We start from the raw sequence: 20,681 nt of genomic DNA on the forward strand, positions 1-20,681 counted from the left end.
CCGATGACGCTCGCGGGCGCCTTCGAGGCCGTGCTGCAGGCGCTGGAGGAGCTCCGCGCCTGCGCGGGGGAGCGCCTGCACTGGGCGGTGCTGCACGCGCGGCCCCAGGGCGGGGAGCACGTGCTGGCGGGGCGCTACGAGGACGGGGCGACGGAGATGCTCGCCCTGGCGGAGGAGGCCGAGGCGGCGGCGCTTCGCGGGGAGGCGGCGGCGGGGCTGGGCGCGGCGCTCGACCTCGGCGGGACCGCGGCGGCGCTGGTCGCGCTGCAGCGGGGCGTGCGGGGCCTGTCGCGGCGCCTGCACGGCCTGGCCTCGCCCGAGGCGCACGCCGCGCTGCAGGCGCTGGCGGGCAGCGAGGAGGGGCGGGACTGGGGTCCCTGGGCGCGCAGCGTGGCCGAGGCGCTGGGGCGCTGCCGCGAGCCGCTCGCGCGGCTGGAGGACCGCCTCGCGGGGGCCTGGGAGGAATGGGCGGAGCTCGCCCTCGCGGCCGCGGCCGAGCCGCGGGGCGCGCGGCGGCCCCGGGCGGCGGGGCGGGGCCCGCCGGGAACACGGCCACCCGGGCGCGGTCCGTCCGGGCGGGATACGGGGGCGCCCGCTTCGCCGGCGCCGGGATCATCATCAGGAGGGCAGCCCCATGTCGAGTAACACCAGCGGCGCGCCGGCGCCGGCCCCCCTCGGGTGGGACGAGCGCTCCGCCGCCGCGCTCGAGACCATGGCCTACATCGCCTCCACGCCAGCCGGCACGGGCGGGCTGCTGGCGGCGGGTGGCTCGCTCGACCTCGCGCGGCTGGCGCAGCAGAGTATGGCGCGGGTGCTGGGCCTCTCGGCGGGCGGCGATCCGCGGCGCGCGCTGGCGCGGCTGGCCGAGGTGTTCCCGGAGACGACGGAGCGGGGGGAGAGCGCGATCGGCTACCGCCCGCTCGGCGCGCAGCCGGTGGAGGGGCCGGCGGGGGCGCTGGTGGCGGGCGCCCAGGCCGTCTTCGTGCAGCAGGCGCAGGACCTCCGCCAGGGCATCAACGCCCTGCTGGACCGGCTGGAGCCGGTGGTGACCGACCCGGACGAGGAGGCGATCGAGAGCCTGGTGGCCGCGTACCGGCGCACCTTGGACATGGTGGTGGAGGAGTACGGCCGCGAGGGCGGCGGGGCGCCCGACCGCATCGAGCTCGGCGCCGCGCACCTGGGCAAGCTTCGCGGGGCGCTGGAGCGGGCGCTGGGGCTCTCCGAGGCCTTCGACCCCGACCGGCTGGACCTGGCGCTGCTGGAGAAGGAGGGCGTGGGGGAGACGATGCGGATGCTGCAGTCCCAGACGGACCAGCTCACCCAGGACCTGCGCCACCGCTACGTGGACAACGTGCTGGGCGGCGTCGGTACGCTCTTCGCGCGGCTCACCTGGACCGTGCGCGCCATCGCCCCTTCCGTCGCGCAGGCGCGGACGGAGTTCGACGCGCTGCGGATCGACGAGGCGGACCGGCTGCTGATCACGTTGAACAGCAGCAAGACGATGAACGCCGAGCTGCTGCTGCGCTGGTGTGAATCCGCCGCCGCGGGCTGGACCCAGGCCATGGCCGAGGGGCGCCGGATCAGCATCGGGCTGGTGCGGGCGGAGGCGGAGAGGCTGGCCGAGACGCTGGACGCGCTGCGGCGCCGGGTGGCCGGCCTGCCCGGCGGCGGGCGGATCGCGGCGGCCCTGCAGGAGCTGGGCGAGCACGTGGCGGCCGTCGCGGAGCTGGCGCAGGGGATCGAGGACAAGGGGAGCGGCGCGGGCACGGGGCGGGCGGCGCCGGGCCAGCGGCACGGCGCGCCGCCGCCGGGAGGCGCGGCGGCCCGGGCGGCTGCCTCGGCCCGGCCGGTCGTGCCGGCCCGCGGCAAGGCGGGTGGGCGGCCGCCGCCCGGCGCGGGCAACGGCCATCCTGACCCGCGGGTCGCCTCCTCCTCCTCCGAGCCGCCCGCCGGCGGCACGACGCCCTGAGCCGGGCGGTCCCTGCAACAGAAGCCCCGGAGACCAGGGCCATGCCCCTACAGAACGGCAAGCAGCAGTTCCTGACGGAGAGGAAGTACCAGCTCTCCCAACGGCAGATCGCGGCCTTCCGCCAGAAGCTGATCGACGAGAACGCCTCCGTGCTGGTGGCGAACCCGCAGCTCGCGGATGTGCTGAACGGCATGGTCAACTCCATGCTCGGCGCGCTGGAGGCGGAGGCGGACGCGGCGGCGCCGCCCGACAACGGGCTGGCCGGGCTGATCGGCATCGGGCCGGACGCCGGGACCGACCTCGGCCAGGCGCGGGTCACGCCCTCCGTGAAGCCCTATGACGAGCAGATGACGGCCGAGCGCGGCAGCGCCATGGCGGACTTCTACTACGTCCACCAGGCCGGGGAGATGGCGGGCACCTTCCGCGCGGTGATGACGCTGCAGGAGCTGTTCAAGGGCGGCGTGGTGCGGCTCTCGGACGGGCCGGGCGCCTACCGGCTGTACCAGTTCGACCGCAAGCAGGTGCTGCGCTACACCCAGCAGGAGCGGCTGCAGGCCTATCTGCGCGCCTTCGGCTACCGCGCGCCGGTGCACGGGATGGCGCCGGGCGCGACCGTGCCCCCCGCCCGCTGGGCGAGCCCGAACACGGAGTTCCACGGGCTGTTCAACGCCTTCGTCGCCGAGGTCGCGCGGTTCTTCCGCGACAAGCGCATCTCCGAGGTCGTGCGCGACCGCGCCAACGACCCGAGCTTCGGGAGCATCGCCACCGTCCGTCGCGCGGGGCTGGACCTGCGCTACAACGTCAAGAACTTCTCCTACGGGCATCTGAGCGTGCTGCGCGTGGAGACCTTGCAGCTGCTGGAGGAGGCCTTCGAGATCCTCCAGGCCGAGGACGTGCGCGCCCTGTTCGGCGCCGAGAATGCCTGGGACGTGGTGGAGGACGTGATGCGTCGCTACCACAAGGAGGCGATCAACGTCTCGCCGCGGAGCCGCATGGCGGTGGCGGGGCGGGACATCCTGCGCTGGCTGTCCCAGCCCTTCATCCTGACCGCGACGCGCGCGCAGTTTGAGGCGCTGGCGCAGGACATCGCCGAGGCCGCGGAGGAGTGGCTGGCGAGCGCGCAGACGGTGGGGGTCGCCGTCGCGGTGCCGGACGCGGTGCGCGGCACGGGCGGCCCGCGCGGCCCGCGCGCCCTGCTGGCGGGGTAGCGCGCCGTGCCGCTGGACGGGGCGCCGCGCGGGCCGGGCTCCTGGTCCGGGCCGGGCGCGGGGCCGGGGGCAGGCATGGGCGCGGGCGGGGTGGTCGACGCGCACTGCCACGCCGGCCCGGCGGACGGCCTGACCGATCCCTGGAACACCGACGCGCCGCTGGAGGACTACCTGCGGCGCGCGCGGGCGGCGGGGATCGCGCGCACGGTGGTGTTCCCGGCCTTCGACAGCGACTACCGCGTGGCCAACGCGCGGCTCGCCGGCATCGTCCGCCGCCACGCGCCGCGGCTGATCGGCTTCGCCTTCGTGCACTGCCGGCGCGACAAGGGGCGAATCGGCGACATGGTGGCCGAGGCGGTGCGCGAGCACGGCTTCCGCGGCATCAAGGTGCACGGCTACGAGGCGATGCTGACGCGCGAGGCCTGCGAGGCGGCGCGCGCCTTCCGCATCCCCGTGCTGTTCGACGTCGTCGGGCGGGCGGAGGTGATGGACATGATCGCCCCGCAGTACCCGGACGTGGACTTCATCGTGCCGCATCTCGGCAGCTTCGTGGACGACTGGCGCGCGCAGCAGCGGGTGGTGGACCAGATCGCGCGGCACCCGAACGTCTACGCCGACACCTCGGGTGTGCGGCGCTTCGACTACGTGGTGCAGGCGATCCGGCGCGCGGGGCCGGGCAAGGTGATCTTCGGGTCCGACGGGCCCTGGCTGCACCCCGGGCTCGAGCTGCACAAGGTGAAGCTGCTGGGTCTGCCGCCGGCCGCGGAGGCGCAGGTGCTGGGCGGCACCATCCGGCGCCTGCTGGCGCGGCACCGCGGGGGAGCGGGTCGGAGGGTTCCGCCGGGCTCTTCCTATGGCGAGGCGTTGGCGTGAGGGGTGGGCGATGAGGGGGGGTGAGCGCGCGCGGGTTTTGCGGGGTGGGGGTGGCGGGGGTGCAAGGCGCGCTTCCCTGCCTTGGCGGGTGTGGCGCGAGCGTTGCGCGCGGTGGTCGGGCCGGTGGTGCATCGGGGGGGCCGGCGTGACGGGCGGGGCGTCCCGGGTCTGAGGGGTGCCGGGCGGGCGCTTCGCTTTCTTGTTCGCGTCGTGCGACCGGTGCGGCGGTCGTGGATCATGCTTGGGGGGTGCTGCCCTTTCTCGCCGCCCCGAGACGCGGTGCGGGACGGCATGCGGCGGGAAACCGATCCATTCCGGCTCCCGTTGGCGAAGGCCGTCAGGGCCGTTTCCGCTTGCACAGGGCGATCAACGCGCAAGCTCAGGCGGGTGGGCGGCTGCGGGCGCGCCAGACGAAGGCGATGATCTCGGCGACGGCCTGGTAGTGCTCGGCCGGGATCTCGGTCTCGACGGGGAGCTTGAAGAGGGCGCGGGCGAGCGGCGGGTTGGAGACGAGGGGGACGCCGGCCTCGCGCGCCTTCTCGCGGATGCGGGCGGCCACCTCGTCGGCGCCCTTGGCGAGGATGGTGGGGGCGGCGGAGGAGCCTTCCTCGTAGCCGAGGGCGACGGCGTAGTGGGTCGGGTTCGTGATGACGACGGCCGCGCGCGGGACGGCGGCGAGCATGCGCTGGCGCGAGCGCTGCTGCCGAATGGCCTTCTGCTTCGCCTTGACGTGCGGGTCGCCCTCGCTGTCCTTCGCCTCCTCCTTCATGTCCTGGCGGCTCATCCGCAGGCGGCGGTGGTGGCGGAAATGGGCGAGGAAGACGTCCGCCCCGGCGAGCAGCCCGAAGGCGGCGAGGGTGGCCGCGACGAGGCGGAGCCCCTGGTCCGAGACGATGCCGAGCAGGGCCGAGGCAGGCTGGTGGATCACCGCCTCCAGCAGTTCGGGCGCGGCGCCCGCGTGCCAGATGGCGGCGCCGACGAGGGCCATCTTGAGCACGGTCTTGAGGAACTGGAGCAACTGCTCGGCGCCGAGGAGGCGCTTGAGGCCGGCGAGCGGCGAGAGGCGCGAGAGCTGCGGGGCGAGGCCCTTGGCGGAGACCAGGCCGCGGGTCTGGAGGAGGGTCGTCGCGACCGCGCCCAGGGCGGCGGCGGCGAGGACCGGCAGGAGGACGAGGGCCGAGGGGGCGAGCACGTCGAGCGCCTGGCGGGCGGTCAGCTCGTGGCCGCGTTCCAGGATGCCGCGGAGGGCGCGGAGGAGGTCCCGCCCCATGGAGGGCAGCGCCATGCAGGCGGCGAGGACGGCGAAAAGGAGGGCAGCGAAGCCGGAGGCCTCGTGCGAGTTGGGGACCTGGCCTTCCTCGCGCGCCTTCTCGAGGCGCCGGGAACTGGCGGCCTCCTGGCGGTCCTCGGCATCGCCCTCTTCCTCGGCCATGGGCTACCGGAGGCCCGGGAGGTTGGACCAGCCGGCCTGCAGCGCCTCGTGGAAGCTGGCGAGGAGGGCGGGGCCGACGAGGGCGAGCAGGGCCAGCCCGGCGAGGATCTGCCCGGGCGCCGCGACGAAGAAGACCTGCACGGCGGGCGCCACGCGCGCGACGAGGGCCATGGCGAGGTTGATCGTGACGGCCGCGAGGACGAAGGGGCCGGCGAGGCGGAGGGCGAGGGAGAGCATGGCCGCCCCGGCTTCCGCGATCTCGCCCGCGGCCTCGGCGGCGGGCCAGGGGGAGCCGGGGGGGAGGAGCGCGTAGGAATCGGCGAGCGCGCGCAGCGGCAGCGCGTGCAGGCCGCTGGAGAGGACCAGCACCGCGGCGGCGAGCGTGCCGAGGCGGCCGAGTGCCGAGGCGCCGCCGCCCAGCGCCGGGTCCGGCACGAGGATGGCCGCGAGCCCGAGCAGGGTGGCGCCCATCTGGAGGGCGACGGAGAGGGCGAGCGCCACCAGCCGCGCGAGGCCGCCGATCCAGAGGCCCGTCGCGACCTCCAGCGAGAGCAGGCGGACGGTCTCGGCGGCGGAATCGGGGGCGGCGGGGAGGCCGGGCGCGAGGACCGGGAGCAGCAGGGGCACGAGGGCGAGGGCGACGGCGAGGCGCACCGAGGCGGGGACGTCCCCCTCCCCCAGACCCGGAAGGATCATCGCGGCGGCGCCGAGGCGCGACAGGAGAAGCACGGCCTGGAAGGCGAGCGCCGGCAGGGCCTCGAGGAAGGCAGCCTCGCTCACGGCATGCCGCCGAGCGCGACCATCCGGTCGAAGAGGGTGACGGTCCAGGCGCGCAGGACCTCCACCATGAAGGGGCCGAGGAGGAGCATGCCGCCGCCGGCGACGGCGAGCTTAGGCAGGAAGGCGAGCGAGGCCTCCTGGATCTGGGTCAGGGCCTGGACGACCGAGACGGCGAGGCCCACGACGAGCAGCGCAATCAGCAGCGGCGCGCCCATCTGCAGGCAGATCCACAGCGCGTCGCGCATGGACTGCGCGACGAGTTCGACTTCCATCCGGCCCTCCTGGCCTTGTGCGTCGGGATGCGGGCTAGATCGGCATCCGCATGACTTCCTGGTACGCGGAGACCACGCGGTCGCGGACGGCGACGGCGGTTTGCAGGGCCATCTCGGCCCGCGTGACGGCGAGGACCGTCTCGGTGACGCCGACCTGGCCGGTGAGGGCGCCGGCGCTGGCGGCGTCGGCCTTGCGGCCGGCGTCGACCGCGCCCTCGATCGCGCGCTGGAGGACGCCGCCGAAGCCTTCCCCGCCGCCCGCGGCGGGGGTCGCGGCCGCGCCGCGGTAGGCGGCGACCGCGGCCGCGGCGCCGATGGGCGCGGGCATCAGCGCAGCGACTCGATCGTGCGGGTGAGCATGCCGCGCGTGGCCTCGAGCACGGAGAGGTTCGCGCTGTAGGAGCGCTGGGCCTCGCGCATGTCCATGACTTCGATGAGGCTGTCGACGTTCGGGGTCTTCACGTAGCCCTGGGCGTCGGCGGCGGGGTGCGAGGGGTCGAAGCGCTTGGGGAACTCGCCCTGCGCCTGGCCGATGCGGGCGACGTTCACGGTCTGCGTGCCCGTCGCGCGGTCGAGGCGGTTGGCGAAGCTGACGGTGCGGCGCCGGTACGGGTCGGCGCCCGGCGTCTCCCCCGTGCTGTCGCGGTTGGCGAGGTTCTCCGCGACCACGCGGAGGCGCGCGGACTGCGCCGCCATGCCGGCGGCGGAGATGCGGAGCGCCCGGTCCATGTCCATGCCGTTGATCCCCTTCCTGGCTAGCCGTTGCGGCCGAGGGCCGTGCGGAACATGCCCATCCATCGCCGGTGCAGGCCCATGGCGAGGGCGTGGGCGGTATCGGTGTCGGCGACCTTGAGCGCCTGCTCGTCGAGGGAGACGGCGTTGCCGTCGGGCGAGACCTCGGCCGCGGGGTCGGGGCGGGTGCCGGCGGTGGCGCCGCTGCTGGCGAGGTGGCGCGGGTCGGTGCGCGCCAGGCCGTCCGCCGCGCCGGCGCGGGCGAGGTGGGCCGCGAAGGGCGTCAGGTCGCGGGCGCGGTAGTTGGGCGTGTCCGCGTTCGAGATGTTGCGGGCCAGCACCTCCTGCCGGCGGTCGAGCCAGCGGAGGCGGGCCTCGGCGAGGTCGATCGGGCTTCGGGCGGCCGCCGCGAGAGGGCTGATTCGGTCCATGCCCGGCATTATCCGCCGGCTTCCCTGACGCTTCCTTAACGGGACGCGGGGCGGCGTTAACGAAGCGGAAGGGTTCGCGGTGCCAGACTGGGGGCATGACGAGCACGCCGCAAAAAGCCGTTCTCGCCGCCGTCGACGAGTTGCACGGCGTGCTGAGCCTTGCCGAGGTCCTTCTCCTGACCGGGAGAAGCCTCGACCTTCAGGGACTGGACAAGGAGGTGGAGACGATCTGCTCCGCCGCCGCCGCCCTGCCGCCGGAGGAGGGGCGCATCGCGCTCCCCGCCCTCGCGGACCTTCTCAAGCAGGTGGACGGGCTGCATGGCCGGCTTAGCGCGCGATGAGCGCCGCGGGCCGGGGGGGGGCGCATGAACGACGCCATGGGGCAGTGGGTGACCGTCGCGGGCGCGCTGGCGGTCGTGCTGGGGCTGCTCTGGCTGGTGGCCCGGCTGGCGCGGCGGGGCGGGCTGGCGGCATCGGGGCCGCGCCGGGTGCGGGTGGTGGAGGCGACGCCGCTCGACACGCGGCGGCGGGCGGTGATCCTGCGCGTGGACGGGCGCGAGGCGCTGGTGCTCACGGGCGGGCCGCAGGACGTCTTCGTCGGCTGGCTCTGACGGCCGGCTTCCTGCTGCTGCCCGGCGTGGCGCTCGCGCAGTCGGTGTCGCTCGACCTCGGCGCCTCCGGCTCGGGCAGCACGGCGCGGCTGGTTCAGCTGACGGCGCTCATCGGGCTGCTGTCGCTGGCCCCTTCCCTGCTGGTCATGGCGACGGCCTTCGCGCGGATCGTCATCGTGCTGTCGCTGCTGCGCAGCGCGATCGGCGCGCAGGGCATCCCGCCGAACCCCGTTCTCATCGGGCTCGCGCTGTTCCTCACCTTCTTCGTCATGCAGCCCGTGATCGAGGCCTCCTGGGCGCAGGGGCTGCAGCCGATGATCGCGGGGCAGATGGCTGAGCTGGATGGGCTCGCGGCCTCGGCGGATCCGTTCCGGAAGTTCATGGCGGCGAACGCGCGGGACTCGGACCTCGCGCTGTTCCTCGACCTGGCGCGGCTGCCGGCCCCGGAGAGCCCGGAGGCGACGCCCTGGCGGGCGCTCGTGCCAGCCTTCATGGTCAGCGAGCTGAAGCGGGGCTTCGAGATCGGCTTCCTCATGTTCCTGCCGTTCCTCGTCATCGACCTCGTCGCGGCGTCGCTGCTGATGTCGCTGGGCATGATGATGCTGCCGCCGAGCGTCGTGGCGCTGCCGTTCAAGATCATCTTCTTCGTGATGGTCGACGGGTGGCGGCTGGTGTCGGCGAGCCTCGTGCAGGGCTTCGCCGGGCAGTAGGCGGCGGGGGGCGGGATTCTCCCCGGATCAGCCGCGCGGCGGAAGGTGCTTCGCGATGTAGGGCGGCAGGTTGAAGGCGCCCGCGTGGATTTCCGGCGTCCAGTAGCCGGTGGTGCCGAGAATGCCGGCGCGTTCCGCGCGTCGCCGGATTTCTTCCGTGGGGACGGCGCGCAGGGCGGGATCCTTCCCGGACCAGCCGAGGGTCATGAGGCCGCCGACATAGGTGGGCACGGCGGCAACGTAGGCGGCGATGTCGGGGAAGGACTTGGCGCGGCGGAGGGAGGTCTCGGCCAGCTCCTCGGCCTGCATGGCGGGGACGCCGCACTGGTTCACGACCACGCCGCGGTCCGTCAGGAGACGGGCGGCGTTGGCGTAGAACTCGTCGGTGAAGAGGGCCTCGCCGACGCCGATCGGGTCCGTGCTGTCGACGATGACGACGTCGAAGGAGCCGGCCTCGGCGCGGCGGACGTAGTCGATGCCGTCGGCCACCAGCACCTCGGCGCGGGGGTCGTTCCACGCGTCTCCGGCGATGGCCGGCAGGAACTCCTTGGCGAGGCGGATGACCTCGCCGTCGATCTCCACCATCACCGCGCGCTCGATGTTGCGGTGCTGGAGGACGCGCCGGAGCACGCCGCCGTCGCCGGCGCCGATGATGAGGACGCGCCGGGCGTCGCCGTGGGCGAGCAGCGGCACGTGGGCGAGCATCTCCTGGTAGACGAACTCGTCCATCTCGGTGATCTGCACGGCGCCGTCGAGCAGCATGACCCGGCCGTGCGTCTCGGACTCGAAGATGAGGATGTCCTGGAAGTCGGAGCGCGCCCGGGCGAGCTCGCGCACGACGCGGAAGCGCTGGCCCCAACCGGCGTAGAGGGTCTCGTTCACCCAGATGTCGGTCGTCATTCGCGCGCTCCGGACAAGAAGAAGGGGCGGACCCTGGGATCCGCCCCCGGTCAGGTCAGGTTGTGGCCAGGTGTCAGGCCTGCATGCCGCGGCGGTGTTCCGCCAGCTGCACCCGCTCCGGCAGGAAGCCGCGCTTGAGCACGGGGATCGCCAGGTAGGGGTCGCAGGCGCCGCAGACGAAGATGTCGAGCGCGGCGTAGGCCTTCTCGGGCCAGGTGTGGATCGAGACGTGGCTCTCGGCCAGCACCAGCACGCCGCTCACCCCGCCGTTGGGCTGGAAGTGGTGGAAGTGGCCGTGCAGGATCGTGGCCCCCGTCTCGATCGCGGCGTCGCGCAGGATCTCGTCGATATGCGCGGGGTCGTCGAGATTCGTCGCCCCCCACAGATCGATGATCAGGTGAGTGCCGGCGAAGCGAATGCCGTTCTTCTCGACGAAGTAATCCTTCGTCTCTTCCGTCTGCAGGGCTTCGCTCGGGCTGAAATCCGAAACCATCCCCAGCGGAGCAACAAGAGTGTCCATGAGCGGGCCCCCCAATCCTCGACCGGCGATGACCAGGGCGATCGGGAATTCGATCAGGTCAACGGGGGGCGCATATGAGGCACGGTGCCCCCCCACGCAAGCGAAATTACGATTTTTCCGGCCGAAAAAAACGCGGCGCCCCCCCGCGTCCGGCGCGCAGCTCAGCGCGAAACTGCGGCCGCGGTCCGGAAGGCCTCCAGCCCTGCGGGAATTCCCCGGAAAAGGTCCAGTTCGCGGGTGAGGCGGGGGAGGTCGGCCAGCCCTTGCACGGGGTCGGTGGTGAGCAGGCGGAAGGCCTCGGCGAGCGGCCCGGTGCCGAGCTGCGCGCCCCATTGCTGGCGGAGCGCGGCGAGGCGCGCGGCGTCGCGCGCGAGGGTGGCGAAGGCGGCGGCGCGGAGGACCTCGCGTGGGGTGGAGGGGTCCTCGGGCCGGGCGGCAGCGAGGGCGGCCGCGGCGTCGGCGGCGCTGGCCCAGTCCTGCCGCTCGGCCAGGAGGGCCGCCAGGGCGGGCAGGCCGGGCGTGCCGAGGCCGCGGAGGATGGCCGCGGCGCCTTCCGCGTCCCCCAGGCGGCCCTTCGCCCGGGCGGCGAGCAGGCCGCGCGCGACCGCCTCGTCGGGCCGGCCGGGCATCGTCTCGAGCGCGGCCAGGGTGCCCGGCGCGTCGCCGGCGGCGAAGCGGAGCGCGGCGAGCTGGGTGGCCAGCGCCGGGCGCTGGGCGGCGGGCGCGCGGTCGTAGGCGCGCTGGGCGAGCGCCGCGCCGCGCTCGGGCAGGTCCATGGCGGCGAGGCGCTCGGCCAGGCCGGAGAGGGCCTCGGTCGCGCGGGAATCGCGGGGGATGAGGGACTCGTTGGCCTCGAAGAGGGCGACGGCGATCGTCGGCTGCTCGGTGGCCAGGGCCTGGAGGAGCGCGGTCTCCTGCGCGGCGCGGAGGGCCTCGGCGCGTTCGGGGAAGGCCTCGCCGGTCTCGCGCAGGAGGTCGAGCGCGGCGCGGTTGTCGCCGGCGGCCTGGCGGAGGCTGGCGATGCGGAGGCGCGTGCCGAACTCCTCGCCGTCGCCGCGCCAGGCGAAGAGGCCGGCCTCGAGCGCGGCGGCGGCGCGGGCGGGGTCGAGGGCGCCGGCGGCGAGGCGGAGCTCCACGGAGCGGCGGATGGCCCGGGCGCGGGCGAGGCGGTCCCTCCCCTCCCCCACCGCGGCGTAGAGGGCGAGGGCCTCGGCCTGGCGGCCCTCCGCCTCGGCGAGGCGGGCGCGGGCGTAGGCGAGGTCGGGGCGCTCGCCGGCCGCGCGGAGGAGGCGGCGGGCGGAGACGAGGTCGCCGCCCTCGAGCAGGGCCTCGGCGGCCATGGGGAGGAGGCGGGCGCGGACCGGCTCGGGGTAGGTGAGGACGAGGGGGAGCGTCGCCGCGAAGCCGGGGGCCGCGTCGGGCTCGCCTTTCATGGTGGCGAGCACCGCGCGCCAGAGGGTGAGCTCGTCGCTGGCGGGCAGGCTGGGGGCGAGGAGGCCCTGGGCCTCGGCCGGGCGGTTCGCGAGGAGGGCGGCGGCGCCGTGGACGAGGAGCGCCTGGGGGTCGGTGGGGGCGCGCGAATCCTCCTGGAAGGAGAGTCGCATCATCGCCTGGGCCTCGTGGGCCATGCCGAGGGCGAGCATCCCCTCGGCCGCCGCGCGGCGAATGGGCAGGCGGGCAAGCGGGGGCGCGTTGGCCAGGCTGCCGGTCTGGGCGCGCAGGCGCTCCTGCGCGGCGCCCGGGTCCAGGGCGGGGAGCTCCATCAGGCGCGACATGGAGGCGGCTTCCGTCGCGTCGGGAAGGGTCGCGACGCCGGTGACGCCGGAGAGGAGGAAGCGGTCGCCCGCGCGGCGAAGGGCGGCCGTGTCGGCGCGGGCGAGGGCCGCGACGCCGAGCTGGGTGGGGAGGATGTCGAGCTGGGCGAGGCTGCGCGCCGTGCCGACGGCCTGGCCAGGCTCGCGGACGGTGCCGAGGAGGAGGGGAAGGCCGGTCTCCGGGTCGGCGACGGGCACCGGGCGGCCGGGGGCGGCGACGCGCATCACGAGGCGGCCGCCCTCGGCTTCCGCGAGGATGGAGCGCTCGCGCTCCGGCGCCGGGACGGGGGTGAGGATCCAGCGGCCGCCGTCGCGGCGCGCGCGGAGGGCGCCGGGCGCGGCGAGCGGGAGGCGGAGGATGGTCGCCTCGGGCTGGGTCTCGACGGTCAGGCCGGCGAAGACGGGGTCGTTGCGGAGGGCGGCCGTGTCGAGCTCGTGCGGCTGGTCGAGCACGAGCAGGAGTGTGTCGCCGCGGCGGAGGATGGCGAGGCCGGTCTCGGCCGGCAGGGGCAGGACCAGGGCGCGGGCGCCGCCGTCCGCCGCCACGCGGAGCGGCGTGCCGGTGGGCGCGGGCGGGGGGACGGCGACGGGCGCGGCGGGCGCCGGCTCGGGCACCGGGGCGGGTGCGAAGGGCTGGGCGACGGGGGTGGCGGGCGGCGCGGGCGCGGCGGCCTCCACCGCGGGCGGCGGGGCGGCGGCCGGGCGCGCGGTCGCGCGGGTCGCCGAGGGCGCGGGGCCGTCCATCAGGTCGAGGACGAGGCGGTTGCCGCTGCGCTGGGCGCGGAGGTGGGAGCCGGGGCGGAGGGTGAGCAGCAGGCCGTCCGCGTTGGCCTCGAGGCCCCGGAGGTTGCGGGGCAGCCGGCGGCCGGCGGGCAGGTCGAGCGCGTGGTCGGGGCCGAGGCGCACGAAGGTGCCCCTCGGCCATTCCTCGATCTGGTAGGGGATGGTCGGCGCGGCGAGGTCCAGCACCACCCGGCCGTGGCCGGGCTGGTCGCTCAGGCGCACCCCCACGCGCTCCGCCAGGGCGGGCGAGGCGAGGAGGAGGAGCGCGAGGCCGGCCGCCGCGCCGCGCATCAGTCGAAGCTCGCCAGCAGCGCGTCGATCTCCGCCTGGGAGGAGGCGGCGGCGACGGGCTGGGGGCCGTTGGCCAGGCGCTCGCCCTCCGTGCGGGCGGGGGCGCTGCGGGCCGGGAGCGAGGCGGCCGGGGCGTAGCGGCCCGTGGTCTCGCGCACGCGCTGCTCGATCTGCTTCAGCGCGTTCACCACCTTGCCGATGCGCTGGCCGGTGATGTCCTGGAAGGCGCAGGCCTCGTAGATGCGGGTGACGCAGACGGCGACGGTGTCGGCGGCCTCCGGGGCGAGGGTCGGCTGGAGGTTCTCGAGCGTCTCGCAGACGTCGAGGATCTCGTTGGCGGCGTTGGCGGTGCTCTTGACCACCTCGTCCAGCTCGTCGGTGGCGGCGGGGAGGTGCGTGGCGTCCACGTTCTCCACGCGCATCGCCGCGATCTCCTCCTTGGCGGCGGAGACGAGGCGGCCGAGGGCTTCCAGCTCCTGCAGGAGGGTCGCTTCGGTCTTGTTGAGGCCGGACATGACGTTCAGGGCGATCTGGGCTCGGTCCACCTTAAGCATGGGCCATCACCTTCTCGATCTTCTCGCGGAGCGTCTCGGCGTTGAAGGGCTTGACGATGTAGTTCGAGACGCCGGCGGCCCGCGCGGCGACGACGTTCTCGGTCTTGCTCTCGGCCGTGATCATGATGAAGGGGATCGGCTTCAGGCGGGCGTCGGCGCGCACCTCCTTCAGGAGGTCGAGGCCGGTCATCGGCTCCATGTTCCAGTCGGAGATGATGAGGCCGAAGTTGCCGGCGCGCAGCTTGGAGAGCGCCTCCTGGCCGTCGGTCGCCTCCTCGACGTTGTTGAAGTCGAGCTGCTTCAGGAGGTTTCGGATGATGCGCAGCATCGTCTTGTAGTCGTCGACGATGAGCACGTTGGTGTTCTTGTCCATCGTAATGGCTCTCCTTTCAGTCCGTACGATTTGTCGCGGCGCGGAGCCGGGCCAGCTCCGCGGTCAGGCTTCTTGCCCGATCGGGCCGCATGGCGCCGATCACGGGGGCGGCCTTCGCCTCCCGCATGCGGTTCACGATCTGGACGAGCACGGGCATCTCCAGGTCGTCGAATACGGTGGCGGCGTCGCGCGGGCGCATCGCCTCGTAGGTCTTGACCAGCCCGCGCCAGCCGGCCTCCTCGCGCTCGCCGCGGCCGCGCTCGAGGGCCTCAAGGCGGGACTGCAGGGCGGCCATCTCCTCGAGGCGCGCGGTCAGGCGGCGCTCGGCCGCGGCGAGGACGGATTCGCGGGCGGCGAAGGCGGCCTCGCGCGCCTCGATCTCGGCGCGGCGCTCGCGCAGGCGGCCGAGCAGCGCGCGCTCCGCCTGGTCGACCGGGTCGGGCGGCGGCGGGGGCGCGGGGGCGGCGGCCGGCGCGGGCGCGGCGGGGGGCGGCGGGGCCGGGGTGGAGGCCGCGGCGCCGGAGACGATCGCGCCGCCGTCGGGGACCGCGCGGATGAGGGCCTGCGCCTTCACCAGCGCGAGGCCGGCGCAGGTGGCGAGGATCACGGGGAGGAGGCGCGGCTTGCGGCCGACCAGCCCCGCGCCCAGGCGGCGCCGGAGGGTGGGAAGAGGGCTCAACGGGCCATCCTCAGCGCCTGAAGGAGGTCGCGCTCGGCCTGGCTGCGCGGCGCTTCCTCGGAGGGCGCGGCGACGACGCCCGGGACCGGCGCGAGGGGGCGGCCCTGGCGGACGCCGGCCTCGAGGCGGTCGGCGAGGCTCTCGGCGCGCTCCACGAGGAAGCGGAGGTCCTCGCGAAGGGCCTCGGCGGCGGCGGTCTGGCGGGCCTGGACCTCGAGGGAGGCGCGGAGCGCGGCGAGCACCGACTGCGCGCCGCGGGCGGCGGCCTCGAAGCCCTCGGCGCCGTCGTTTAGCGCGGCGCGGTCGCGGCGGATGGCGGCCAAGCCGCGCTCGAGCCGGACGGCGAAGGGGATGGCGGCGAGGAGGAGGAGCAGGAGCGCGCCCTGCAGCAGCCACTCGATCACGCCCAGGCTGGCGAGGCTCATGCCGGCTCCTCCGACTTCATCCGCTTCAGCTCTCGCTCGATCCGGACGGCGAGGCGGTTCTCGCGGCGCCCGAGCATAGCCTCGAAGAGGGGGACCTCGCCGCAGCGCAGCAGGACGGGGGCGCCAGGGCCGACGTTCAGGGTGAGGCGGTCGCCTGCCTTGAGGTTGACGATGGTCGAGAGCGGCAGGGGCTGGTCGTCGAGGACGACGTCGAGCGCGACCTCGGTGTGGCGGAGCTCGTCGGCGAGGTGGTTCTCCCAGATGGAGTCGCGGCCGAACTTCTCGCCCATGAACTGCTGGAGCAGGAGCTCGCGCACGGGCTCGAGCGTCGCGTAGGGGAGGAGCAGCTCCATGCGGCCGCCGCGGTCCTCCATCTCGATGCGGAGCTTTACGAGGATCGACGCGTTCGACATGCGGGAGATGGTGGCAAAGCGCGGGTTCACCTCCAGGCGCTCGAACTGGAACTCGACGGGGCAGAGCGGCTGGAAGGCGGCGGAGACGTCGCGCAGGACGACGCTGATGAGCCGCTCGACGAGGGTGCGCTCGATCGTGGTGTATGGACGGCCCTCGATCCGCATAGCGGCGGTACCGCGTCGGCCGCCGAGGAGCACGTCCACCACGGAGTAGATCATCGCGGAGTCGACGACCATCAGCCCGTAGTTGTCCCACTCCTTCGCCTTGGTGACGGCGAGCATGGCGGGCAGCGGGATGGAGTTGAGGTAGTCGCCGAAGCGGAGCGAGGTGATGCCGTCGATCGAGACCTCGACATTGTCGGAGGTGAAGTTGCGAAGCGTGGTGCTCATCAGCCGCACCAGCCGGTCGAAGACGATCTCGAGCATCGGCAGGCGCTCGTAGGAGACGAGGCCGCTGCTGATGATCTGCTCGATGCCGGACTTGGCCTCGCCCTGCGGGCTGTCGTCGAAGCCGAGGAGGCTGTCGATCTCGGCCTGGTTGAGGACGCGGGCAGCGTCGGCGCCGCCGACGGCGGGGGCGCCGCCGACGGCGGGGGCGCCGCCCTCCGCGTCCCCCTCCTGCTCCTCCTCCTCGAGGGAGGCGCCCCAGGCGGCGGCGAGGTCCTCGTCCTCGGTGCTCATCGGCCGGCGCTCACTGGACGATGAGTTCGACGAAGAGGACGTCGAGCACCTTGCCCGGACCGACGGCGAGGCCGGCACGGTTCCGGAGCTCCTCGCGCAGGCGGTAGGTGCCCTGGCTGCCGCGCAGCTCCTCCGGGCGCATCTCGCGGAGGTAGGTCTGGAAGAGGTCCAGCAGGCGGGGCATCGCGGCGTTGACGGCGGCGGTGTCGCCCTCGGCGGAGAGCTCGAGCTTCGCGCGGAGGCGGATGAAGGTCGCGCGGCGGCCCGTCACGTTGAGGTTGGTCAGGATCTCCGGCATGTCCATGAAGACGGGCGGGCCGGCGGGGCGCGGGGCGGCGGCGGGCGCCGCGCCGTGTCCGGCGGCCGCCCCGTGGCCGGCGGAGGCGCCGTGGCCGGCGGCGGGGGCGCCGTGGGCGGCCGCGGGGGCGACGTGGCCTTCCGCGTGGTCGGCGGACTTGCCGAAGGGCAGGAGGCCGCTGAACCAGAGGCCGGCGCCCGCGCCGCCGAGCACGAGCGGGACGAGGGCGATGAGGATGAGCTTCTTCTTGCCGCCCTTCTTGGGGGCTTCCTCCGCCTCGCTGACCGTGGTTGCCGCGCTGGACATCGCTGCCGGGTGCTTCCTGCCGTTCCGATGGGGGGATCATGGGGGGGCGGCCCTTAAGAAAGGCTTTCGGGCGGCGGGGATGGGCGCCCGGGCGGCAGATTTTGCCCGGGCCCCGGCAGGGATGGCGCCGCCGGGCCCGGGAAAGGGGTGGCACGGGGGTTGCGCAAAGGGTTTCGAAACCCTGGCGCCGCATGATGGCGCTCCCGACGGCAGGAGGCAGGCGGCAGCGATGGACAATCCCGGCTACATCGCGCTCTCGCGGCTGGTGGCGCAGAACAGGGCCACGGCCGTGCTGGCCCATAACATGGCGAACGCGGAGACGCCGGGCTTCCGGGCGTCGCGCCCCGTCTTCGCGGACCACCTGGAGCGCCAGCGTGGGCTGCGGCCGGCGCCAGGCGGCGAGTCCCTCCACTTCACGCAGGACCGCTCGACCTGGCGGGACGAGCAGGCGGGGCCGGTGCAGACCACGGGCAACCCGCTCGACGTCGCGATCTCCGGCGAGGGGCTCTTCTCCGTCCAGACGCCGCGCGGGGAGCGCTACACGCGGGCGGGGCGGTTCAGCCTCGGCCCCGAGGGCGGCATCGTCGACATGGAGGGCAACGCGCTGCTCGACGCGGCGGGGAACCCGCTGCGGGTCTCGCCGAACGACACGCGGCTGACGATTCGCGGCGACGGTACGCTGTCGAGCGAGAACGGCGAGATCGGGCGGATCCGCGTGGTGCGCTTCGCCGAGCCGCAGCGGATGCAGGCGGAGGGCGACCGGCTGCTGGCGGCGGCGCCCGGCCAGGCGCCGGAGCCGATCGAGCGGCCGGCGGTGGTCCAGGGGGCGCTCGAGGGCAGCAACGTGCGGCCGGTGATCGAGCTGACGCGGCTGACGACCGAGATGAGGGAGTTCCAGTTCATGGCGCAGTTCGTCGAGAAGGAGGGCGAGCGGGTCTCGTCCGCCGTCGAGCGCATCCTGCGGAAGCGCGGCTGATGCGGCGCGGGCGGGCGGTGGGCCGGGCGGCGCGGGCGGAGGGGGCTCCGGGCCTGCGCCGGGGCACCGGGTGGGCTTCATCACATCACGGCCGGCGCCTGCCGGCCTGGGAGTACTAGGCGATGCGCGCGCTCTGGACGGCCGGCACGGGCATGATGGCCCAGCAGACCAACGTCGAGGTCATCTCCAACAACATCGCGAACATGAGCACCACAGGCTTCAAGCGCCGGCGCGCGGAGTTCCAGGACCTCATGTACCAGAACATGCGGCGGGTGGGGTCGCAGTCGTCGGACACGGGCAGCACGCTGCCGTCCGGCGCGCAGGTGGGGCTCGGCGTGCGGGCGGCGGGGGTCTACCGCATCCACGAGCAGGGCAGCCTGCAGCAGACCGAGAACAAGTTCGACGTGGCCATCCGCGGCAACGGCTTCCTGCAGGTGCAGCTTCCCTCGGGCGAGACGGCCTACACGCGGGACGGCACGCTCGGCCTCTCGCCGGAGGGCGTGATCGTGACGGCGGAGGGCTTCCCGGTGCTGCCGGGCGTGACGGTGCCGCCGAACGCGCGGGACGTGACGATCAACGGCAACGGCGAGGTGCTGGTGAAGCTTGACGGGCAGACGGCGCCGCAGAACGTGGGGCAGTTCCAGCTCGCGATCTTCGCCAACGAGGGGGGGCTGGAGGCGGTGGGCGACAACCTGCTGATGGCTTCCAACTCGTCGGGCGCGGCGCAGCAGGGGGCGCCGGGCTCGCCCGGCTACGGCAACCTGATGCAGGGCTTCATCGAGACCTCGAACGTCAACGTCGTGCAGGAGATCACGAGCCTGATCACGGCGCAGCGGGCCTACGAGATGAACAGCAAGGTCATCACCGCGAGCGACGAGATGCTCAGCACCGTCGCGCGGCTGCGGTGACGGCCGTGCGGGGCGCCCTTCTCGCGCTGCCGCTGCTCGCGGCGCTGCTCCTGCCGGGGGCGGCGCGGGCGGATCTGGCGATGCTGCGGCCGCACGCGGTGGTGGAGGACGCGGCGATCCGGCTGTCGGACCTCTTCGAGGACGCGGGGCCGAACGCCGGGCGGGTCGTGGGGCCGGCGCCGGCGCCGGGGCGGCGGATCGTGGTGGAGACGGCTCAGCTCTATGCCATCGCCCGCGCTCACGGCGTGATGTGGCGGCCGCTCACGGCCGCCGACACGGTGGTGGTGGAGAGGCCGGGGCGCGCGGTGCCGCGCGACGAGGTGGCGGACCTGCTGCGGGGCGAGTTCGGGCGGCTCGGGCTCGATCCCGCGGCCGAGCTCGAGATGCCGGGCTTCCAGCCGCCGATGGTGCCGCTGTCCTCCTTCACGCAGCTCTCGCTCGAGCAGCCCGCCTTCGAGGCGGCGACGAATCGCTTCTCGGCGACGCTGGTGGTGGTGGCGGAGGGGATGCCGACGCTGCGGATGCGGATCGCGGGGCGGGCGGTGGCGACGGCGGCGGTGGTGGTGGCGACGCGGCGGCTCGGGCTCGGCGACGTGGTGCGGGCGGAGGACCTGCGGCTGGTGCGGCAGCGCTCCGAACGGGTCCGGCCGGGGGTCGCGACCGACCTCGGGCAGGTCGTGGGCAAGGCGCTCCGGCGGCCGGTGGCGGAGGGGCTTCCCTTCGCGCTCGTCGACCTCTCGGCGCCGGCGGTGATCGAGCGGAACGCGATGGTGCTGATGATGATCGACGGGCCCGGCATCAGCATGACGGCCCAGGGGCGCGCGATGGCCTCGGCCGCGCGCGGCGAGACGGTGCCCGTGATGAACCTTGCCTCGCGCAGCGTGGTGGAGGCGGAGGCGCTCGGCCCTGGGCGGGTGCGGGTGGCCTTCGGCAGTGTTCCGGTCAGCCGGTGAGGAAAAAATCCATGCGGATCGCCTGCCTGTTCCTGGGGGTTCTTCTGTCGGGCTGCGGCTCGGTCGAGCGGCTGGCGCGGATCGGGCACCCGCCGGACCTCGCGCCGATCGCGGACCCGACGCGCAGCCCGGACTACCGTCCCGTCTCCATGCCGATGCCCGCGCCGCAGGACGCGCGCAACCTGGCGGCGAACAGCCTCTGGCGGCCGGGCAGCCGGACCTTCCTGCGCGACCAGCGGGCGGCGGCGGTGGGGGACCTGATCACGGTGCTCGTCGCGATCAAGGACACGGCGCAGCTCTCCAACTCCTCCGAGCGGTCGCGCGACAACTCGGAGAACATGGGGATCCCGCGGCTGCTGGGGCTCGATTCGAGCTACATGCGGTTCCTGCCGAACAGCATCGACCCGTCGCGGCTGGTGCAGGCGAACTCGGCGAACAGCTCCTCGGGCGAGGGAAAGATCCAGCGCAACGAGGCGGTGACGATGCGGATCGCGGCGACGGTGAACCAGGTGCTGCCGAACGGGAACCTCGTCGTCGGCGGGCGGCAGCAGGTGCGGGTGAACGCGGAGATGCGGGACCTGACCATCGCGGGGATCATCCGGCCGCAGGACATCGCGAGCGACAACACGGTGCAGCATGACCGGCTGGCCGAGGCGCGGATCGCCTATGGCGGGCGGGGCACGGTGAGCGACGTGCAGCAGCCGCGCTACGGGCAGCAGGTGCTGGACACGATCCTGCCGTTCTAGGATGGGGACGGGATGTGGCGATCGTTCCCCTTACCCCTCGCGC

26 protein-coding genes are annotated in these 20,681 nt (G+C 74.4%); 11 read left to right on the plus strand and 15 right to left on the minus strand.

Features of this window, described 5'->3' with window-relative positions; genetic code table 11:
- Nucleotides 1–3 precede the first annotated feature (3 nt).
- The 4 genes from EAH89_RS02005 to EAH89_RS02020 are packed head-to-tail and all read left to right on the plus strand — an operon-like array spanning nucleotide 4 to nucleotide 4,050.
- Nucleotides 4–645 carry a hypothetical protein gene (locus EAH89_RS02005; RefSeq protein ID WP_140881073.1) on the plus strand — a complete coding sequence of 214 codons (642 nt, stop codon included), beginning with the start codon at nucleotides 4–6 and terminating at the stop codon, nucleotides 643–645.
- Entirely contained in the window at nucleotides 635–1,969 is a 1,335-nt protein-coding gene (locus EAH89_RS02010; protein ID WP_140881074.1) for a hypothetical protein, read from the plus strand. Before EAH89_RS02005 ends, EAH89_RS02010 begins: the two co-directional genes overlap by 11 nt.
- A gap of 41 nt (nucleotides 1,970–2,010) precedes the next feature.
- Nucleotides 2,011–3,177 carry a hypothetical protein gene (locus tag EAH89_RS02015; protein WP_140881075.1) on the plus strand — a complete coding sequence of 389 codons (1,167 nt, stop codon included), beginning with the start codon at nucleotides 2,011–2,013 and terminating at the stop codon, nucleotides 3,175–3,177.
- 6 nt (nucleotides 3,178–3,183) lie between these two features.
- A complete protein-coding gene (locus tag EAH89_RS02020) occupies nucleotides 3,184–4,050 on the plus strand; it encodes an amidohydrolase family protein (protein WP_206667424.1) in 867 nt (288 codons plus the stop codon).
- A gap of 379 nt (nucleotides 4,051–4,429) precedes the next feature.
- On the opposite strand, the gene EAH89_RS02025 is transcribed toward EAH89_RS02020, so the two are convergent.
- The 6 genes from EAH89_RS02025 to EAH89_RS02050 are packed head-to-tail and all read right to left on the minus strand — an operon-like array spanning nucleotide 4,430 to nucleotide 7,697.
- The gene (locus EAH89_RS02025; protein ID WP_140881076.1) at nucleotides 4,430–5,482 is read right to left on the minus strand and encodes an EscU/YscU/HrcU family type III secretion system export apparatus switch protein; all 1,053 of its coding nucleotides are present in this window, start codon (nucleotides 5,480–5,482) and stop codon (nucleotides 4,430–4,432) included.
- A 3-nt stretch (nucleotides 5,483–5,485) separates the two neighbouring features.
- A complete protein-coding gene (locus tag EAH89_RS02030; RefSeq protein ID WP_140881077.1) occupies nucleotides 5,486–6,262 on the minus strand; it encodes a flagellar biosynthetic protein FliR in 777 nt (258 codons plus the stop codon).
- Nucleotides 6,259–6,534, minus strand: coding sequence for a flagellar biosynthetic protein FliQ (locus EAH89_RS02035; protein ID WP_140881078.1), 276 nt, complete (start codon nucleotides 6,532–6,534; stop codon nucleotides 6,259–6,261). Before EAH89_RS02035 ends, EAH89_RS02030 begins: the two co-directional genes overlap by 4 nt.
- 34 nt (nucleotides 6,535–6,568) lie before the next feature.
- Entirely contained in the window at nucleotides 6,569–6,862 is a 294-nt protein-coding gene (locus tag EAH89_RS02040; protein ID WP_140881079.1) for a flagellar hook-basal body complex protein FliE, read from the minus strand.
- A complete protein-coding gene (flgC, locus tag EAH89_RS02045; RefSeq protein WP_140881080.1) occupies nucleotides 6,862–7,269 on the minus strand; it encodes a flagellar basal body rod protein FlgC in 408 nt (135 codons plus the stop codon). Before flgC ends, EAH89_RS02040 begins: the two co-directional genes overlap by 1 nt.
- Before the next feature lie 20 nt (nucleotides 7,270–7,289).
- Nucleotides 7,290–7,697: a flagellar basal body rod protein FlgB gene (locus tag EAH89_RS02050; protein ID WP_162861302.1), complete on the minus strand. Its 408-nt coding sequence runs from the start codon at nucleotides 7,695–7,697 to the stop codon at nucleotides 7,290–7,292.
- Nucleotides 7,698–7,792: 95 nt separating this feature from the next.
- Between EAH89_RS02050 and EAH89_RS02055 the strand changes: the two genes are divergently transcribed.
- From EAH89_RS02055 to fliP, 3 genes are read left to right on the plus strand one after another with little or no spacing between them, the layout of a single operon-like run.
- Nucleotides 7,793–8,038 carry a hypothetical protein gene (locus EAH89_RS02055; RefSeq protein WP_140881082.1) on the plus strand — a complete coding sequence of 82 codons (246 nt, stop codon included), beginning with the start codon at nucleotides 7,793–7,795 and terminating at the stop codon, nucleotides 8,036–8,038.
- A gap of 24 nt (nucleotides 8,039–8,062) precedes the next feature.
- A complete protein-coding gene (locus EAH89_RS32410) occupies nucleotides 8,063–8,308 on the plus strand; it encodes a FliO/MopB family protein (protein WP_241666800.1) in 246 nt (81 codons plus the stop codon).
- A gap of 26 nt (nucleotides 8,309–8,334) precedes the next feature.
- A complete protein-coding gene (gene fliP, locus EAH89_RS02060) occupies nucleotides 8,335–9,018 on the plus strand; it encodes a flagellar type III secretion system pore protein FliP (protein ID WP_408906277.1) in 684 nt (227 codons plus the stop codon).
- 27 nt (nucleotides 9,019–9,045) lie between these two features.
- On the opposite strand, the gene speE is transcribed toward fliP, so the two are convergent.
- The 9 genes from speE to EAH89_RS02105 form a co-directional block, all read right to left on the minus strand.
- On the minus strand, nucleotides 9,046–9,918 hold the full coding sequence (speE, locus tag EAH89_RS02065) for a polyamine aminopropyltransferase (protein ID WP_140881084.1): 873 nt from the start codon (nucleotides 9,916–9,918) through the stop codon (nucleotides 9,046–9,048).
- 73 nt (nucleotides 9,919–9,991) lie between these two features.
- The gene (gene speD, locus EAH89_RS02070) at nucleotides 9,992–10,438 is read right to left on the minus strand and encodes an adenosylmethionine decarboxylase (protein WP_140881085.1); all 447 of its coding nucleotides are present in this window, start codon (nucleotides 10,436–10,438) and stop codon (nucleotides 9,992–9,994) included.
- A 161-nt stretch (nucleotides 10,439–10,599) separates the two neighbouring features.
- Complete coding sequence (locus EAH89_RS02075) at nucleotides 10,600–13,326, minus strand: fantastic four family protein (RefSeq protein WP_140881086.1); 2,727 nt, start codon at nucleotides 13,324–13,326, stop codon at nucleotides 10,600–10,602.
- Nucleotides 13,326–13,880, minus strand: coding sequence for a protein phosphatase CheZ (locus EAH89_RS02080; RefSeq protein ID WP_140881087.1), 555 nt, complete (start codon nucleotides 13,878–13,880; stop codon nucleotides 13,326–13,328). The genes EAH89_RS02075 and EAH89_RS02080 overlap by 1 nt, the downstream gene beginning before the upstream one ends.
- The gene (locus EAH89_RS02085) at nucleotides 13,873–14,253 is read right to left on the minus strand and encodes a chemotaxis response regulator CheY (RefSeq protein ID WP_408906278.1); all 381 of its coding nucleotides are present in this window, start codon (nucleotides 14,251–14,253) and stop codon (nucleotides 13,873–13,875) included. Before EAH89_RS02085 ends, EAH89_RS02080 begins: the two co-directional genes overlap by 8 nt.
- Nucleotides 14,254–14,269: 16 nt before the next feature.
- Entirely contained in the window at nucleotides 14,270–14,932 is a 663-nt protein-coding gene (locus tag EAH89_RS02090) for a MotE family protein (RefSeq protein WP_140881089.1), read from the minus strand.
- Nucleotides 14,929–15,357 carry a DUF6468 domain-containing protein gene (locus EAH89_RS02095; RefSeq protein ID WP_140881090.1) on the minus strand — a complete coding sequence of 143 codons (429 nt, stop codon included), beginning with the start codon at nucleotides 15,355–15,357 and terminating at the stop codon, nucleotides 14,929–14,931. The genes EAH89_RS02090 and EAH89_RS02095 overlap by 4 nt, the downstream gene beginning before the upstream one ends.
- The gene (gene fliM, locus EAH89_RS02100) at nucleotides 15,354–16,451 is read right to left on the minus strand and encodes a flagellar motor switch protein FliM (RefSeq protein ID WP_140881091.1); all 1,098 of its coding nucleotides are present in this window, start codon (nucleotides 16,449–16,451) and stop codon (nucleotides 15,354–15,356) included. The genes EAH89_RS02095 and fliM overlap by 4 nt, the downstream gene beginning before the upstream one ends.
- A gap of 10 nt (nucleotides 16,452–16,461) precedes the next feature.
- Nucleotides 16,462–17,055, minus strand: a complete 594-nt coding sequence (locus tag EAH89_RS02105; RefSeq protein ID WP_140881092.1) for a flagellar basal body-associated FliL family protein — start codon at nucleotides 17,053–17,055, stop codon at nucleotides 16,462–16,464.
- 229 nt (nucleotides 17,056–17,284) lie between these two features.
- Between EAH89_RS02105 and EAH89_RS02110 the strand changes: the two genes are divergently transcribed.
- The 4 genes from EAH89_RS02110 (at nucleotide 17,285) to flgH (ending at nucleotide 20,638) form a co-directional block, all read left to right on the plus strand.
- Nucleotides 17,285–18,031, plus strand: coding sequence for a flagellar hook basal-body protein (locus EAH89_RS02110; RefSeq protein ID WP_140881093.1), 747 nt, complete (start codon nucleotides 17,285–17,287; stop codon nucleotides 18,029–18,031).
- Nucleotides 18,032–18,153: 122 nt separating this feature from the next.
- On the plus strand, nucleotides 18,154–18,939 hold the full coding sequence (flgG, locus tag EAH89_RS02115) for a flagellar basal-body rod protein FlgG (protein WP_140881094.1): 786 nt from the start codon (nucleotides 18,154–18,156) through the stop codon (nucleotides 18,937–18,939).
- 5 nt (nucleotides 18,940–18,944) lie between these two features.
- The gene (gene flgA, locus EAH89_RS02120; RefSeq protein WP_140881095.1) at nucleotides 18,945–19,892 is read left to right on the plus strand and encodes a flagellar basal body P-ring formation chaperone FlgA; all 948 of its coding nucleotides are present in this window, start codon (nucleotides 18,945–18,947) and stop codon (nucleotides 19,890–19,892) included.
- A gap of 11 nt (nucleotides 19,893–19,903) precedes the next feature.
- A complete protein-coding gene (gene flgH / locus EAH89_RS02125; protein ID WP_140881096.1) occupies nucleotides 19,904–20,638 on the plus strand; it encodes a flagellar basal body L-ring protein FlgH in 735 nt (244 codons plus the stop codon).
- Nucleotides 20,639–20,681 lie beyond the last annotated feature (43 nt).

The organism is Muricoccus nepalensis (assembly GCF_006438825.1).
Lineage (GTDB): Bacteria > Pseudomonadota > Alphaproteobacteria > Acetobacterales > Acetobacteraceae > Roseomonas > Roseomonas nepalensis.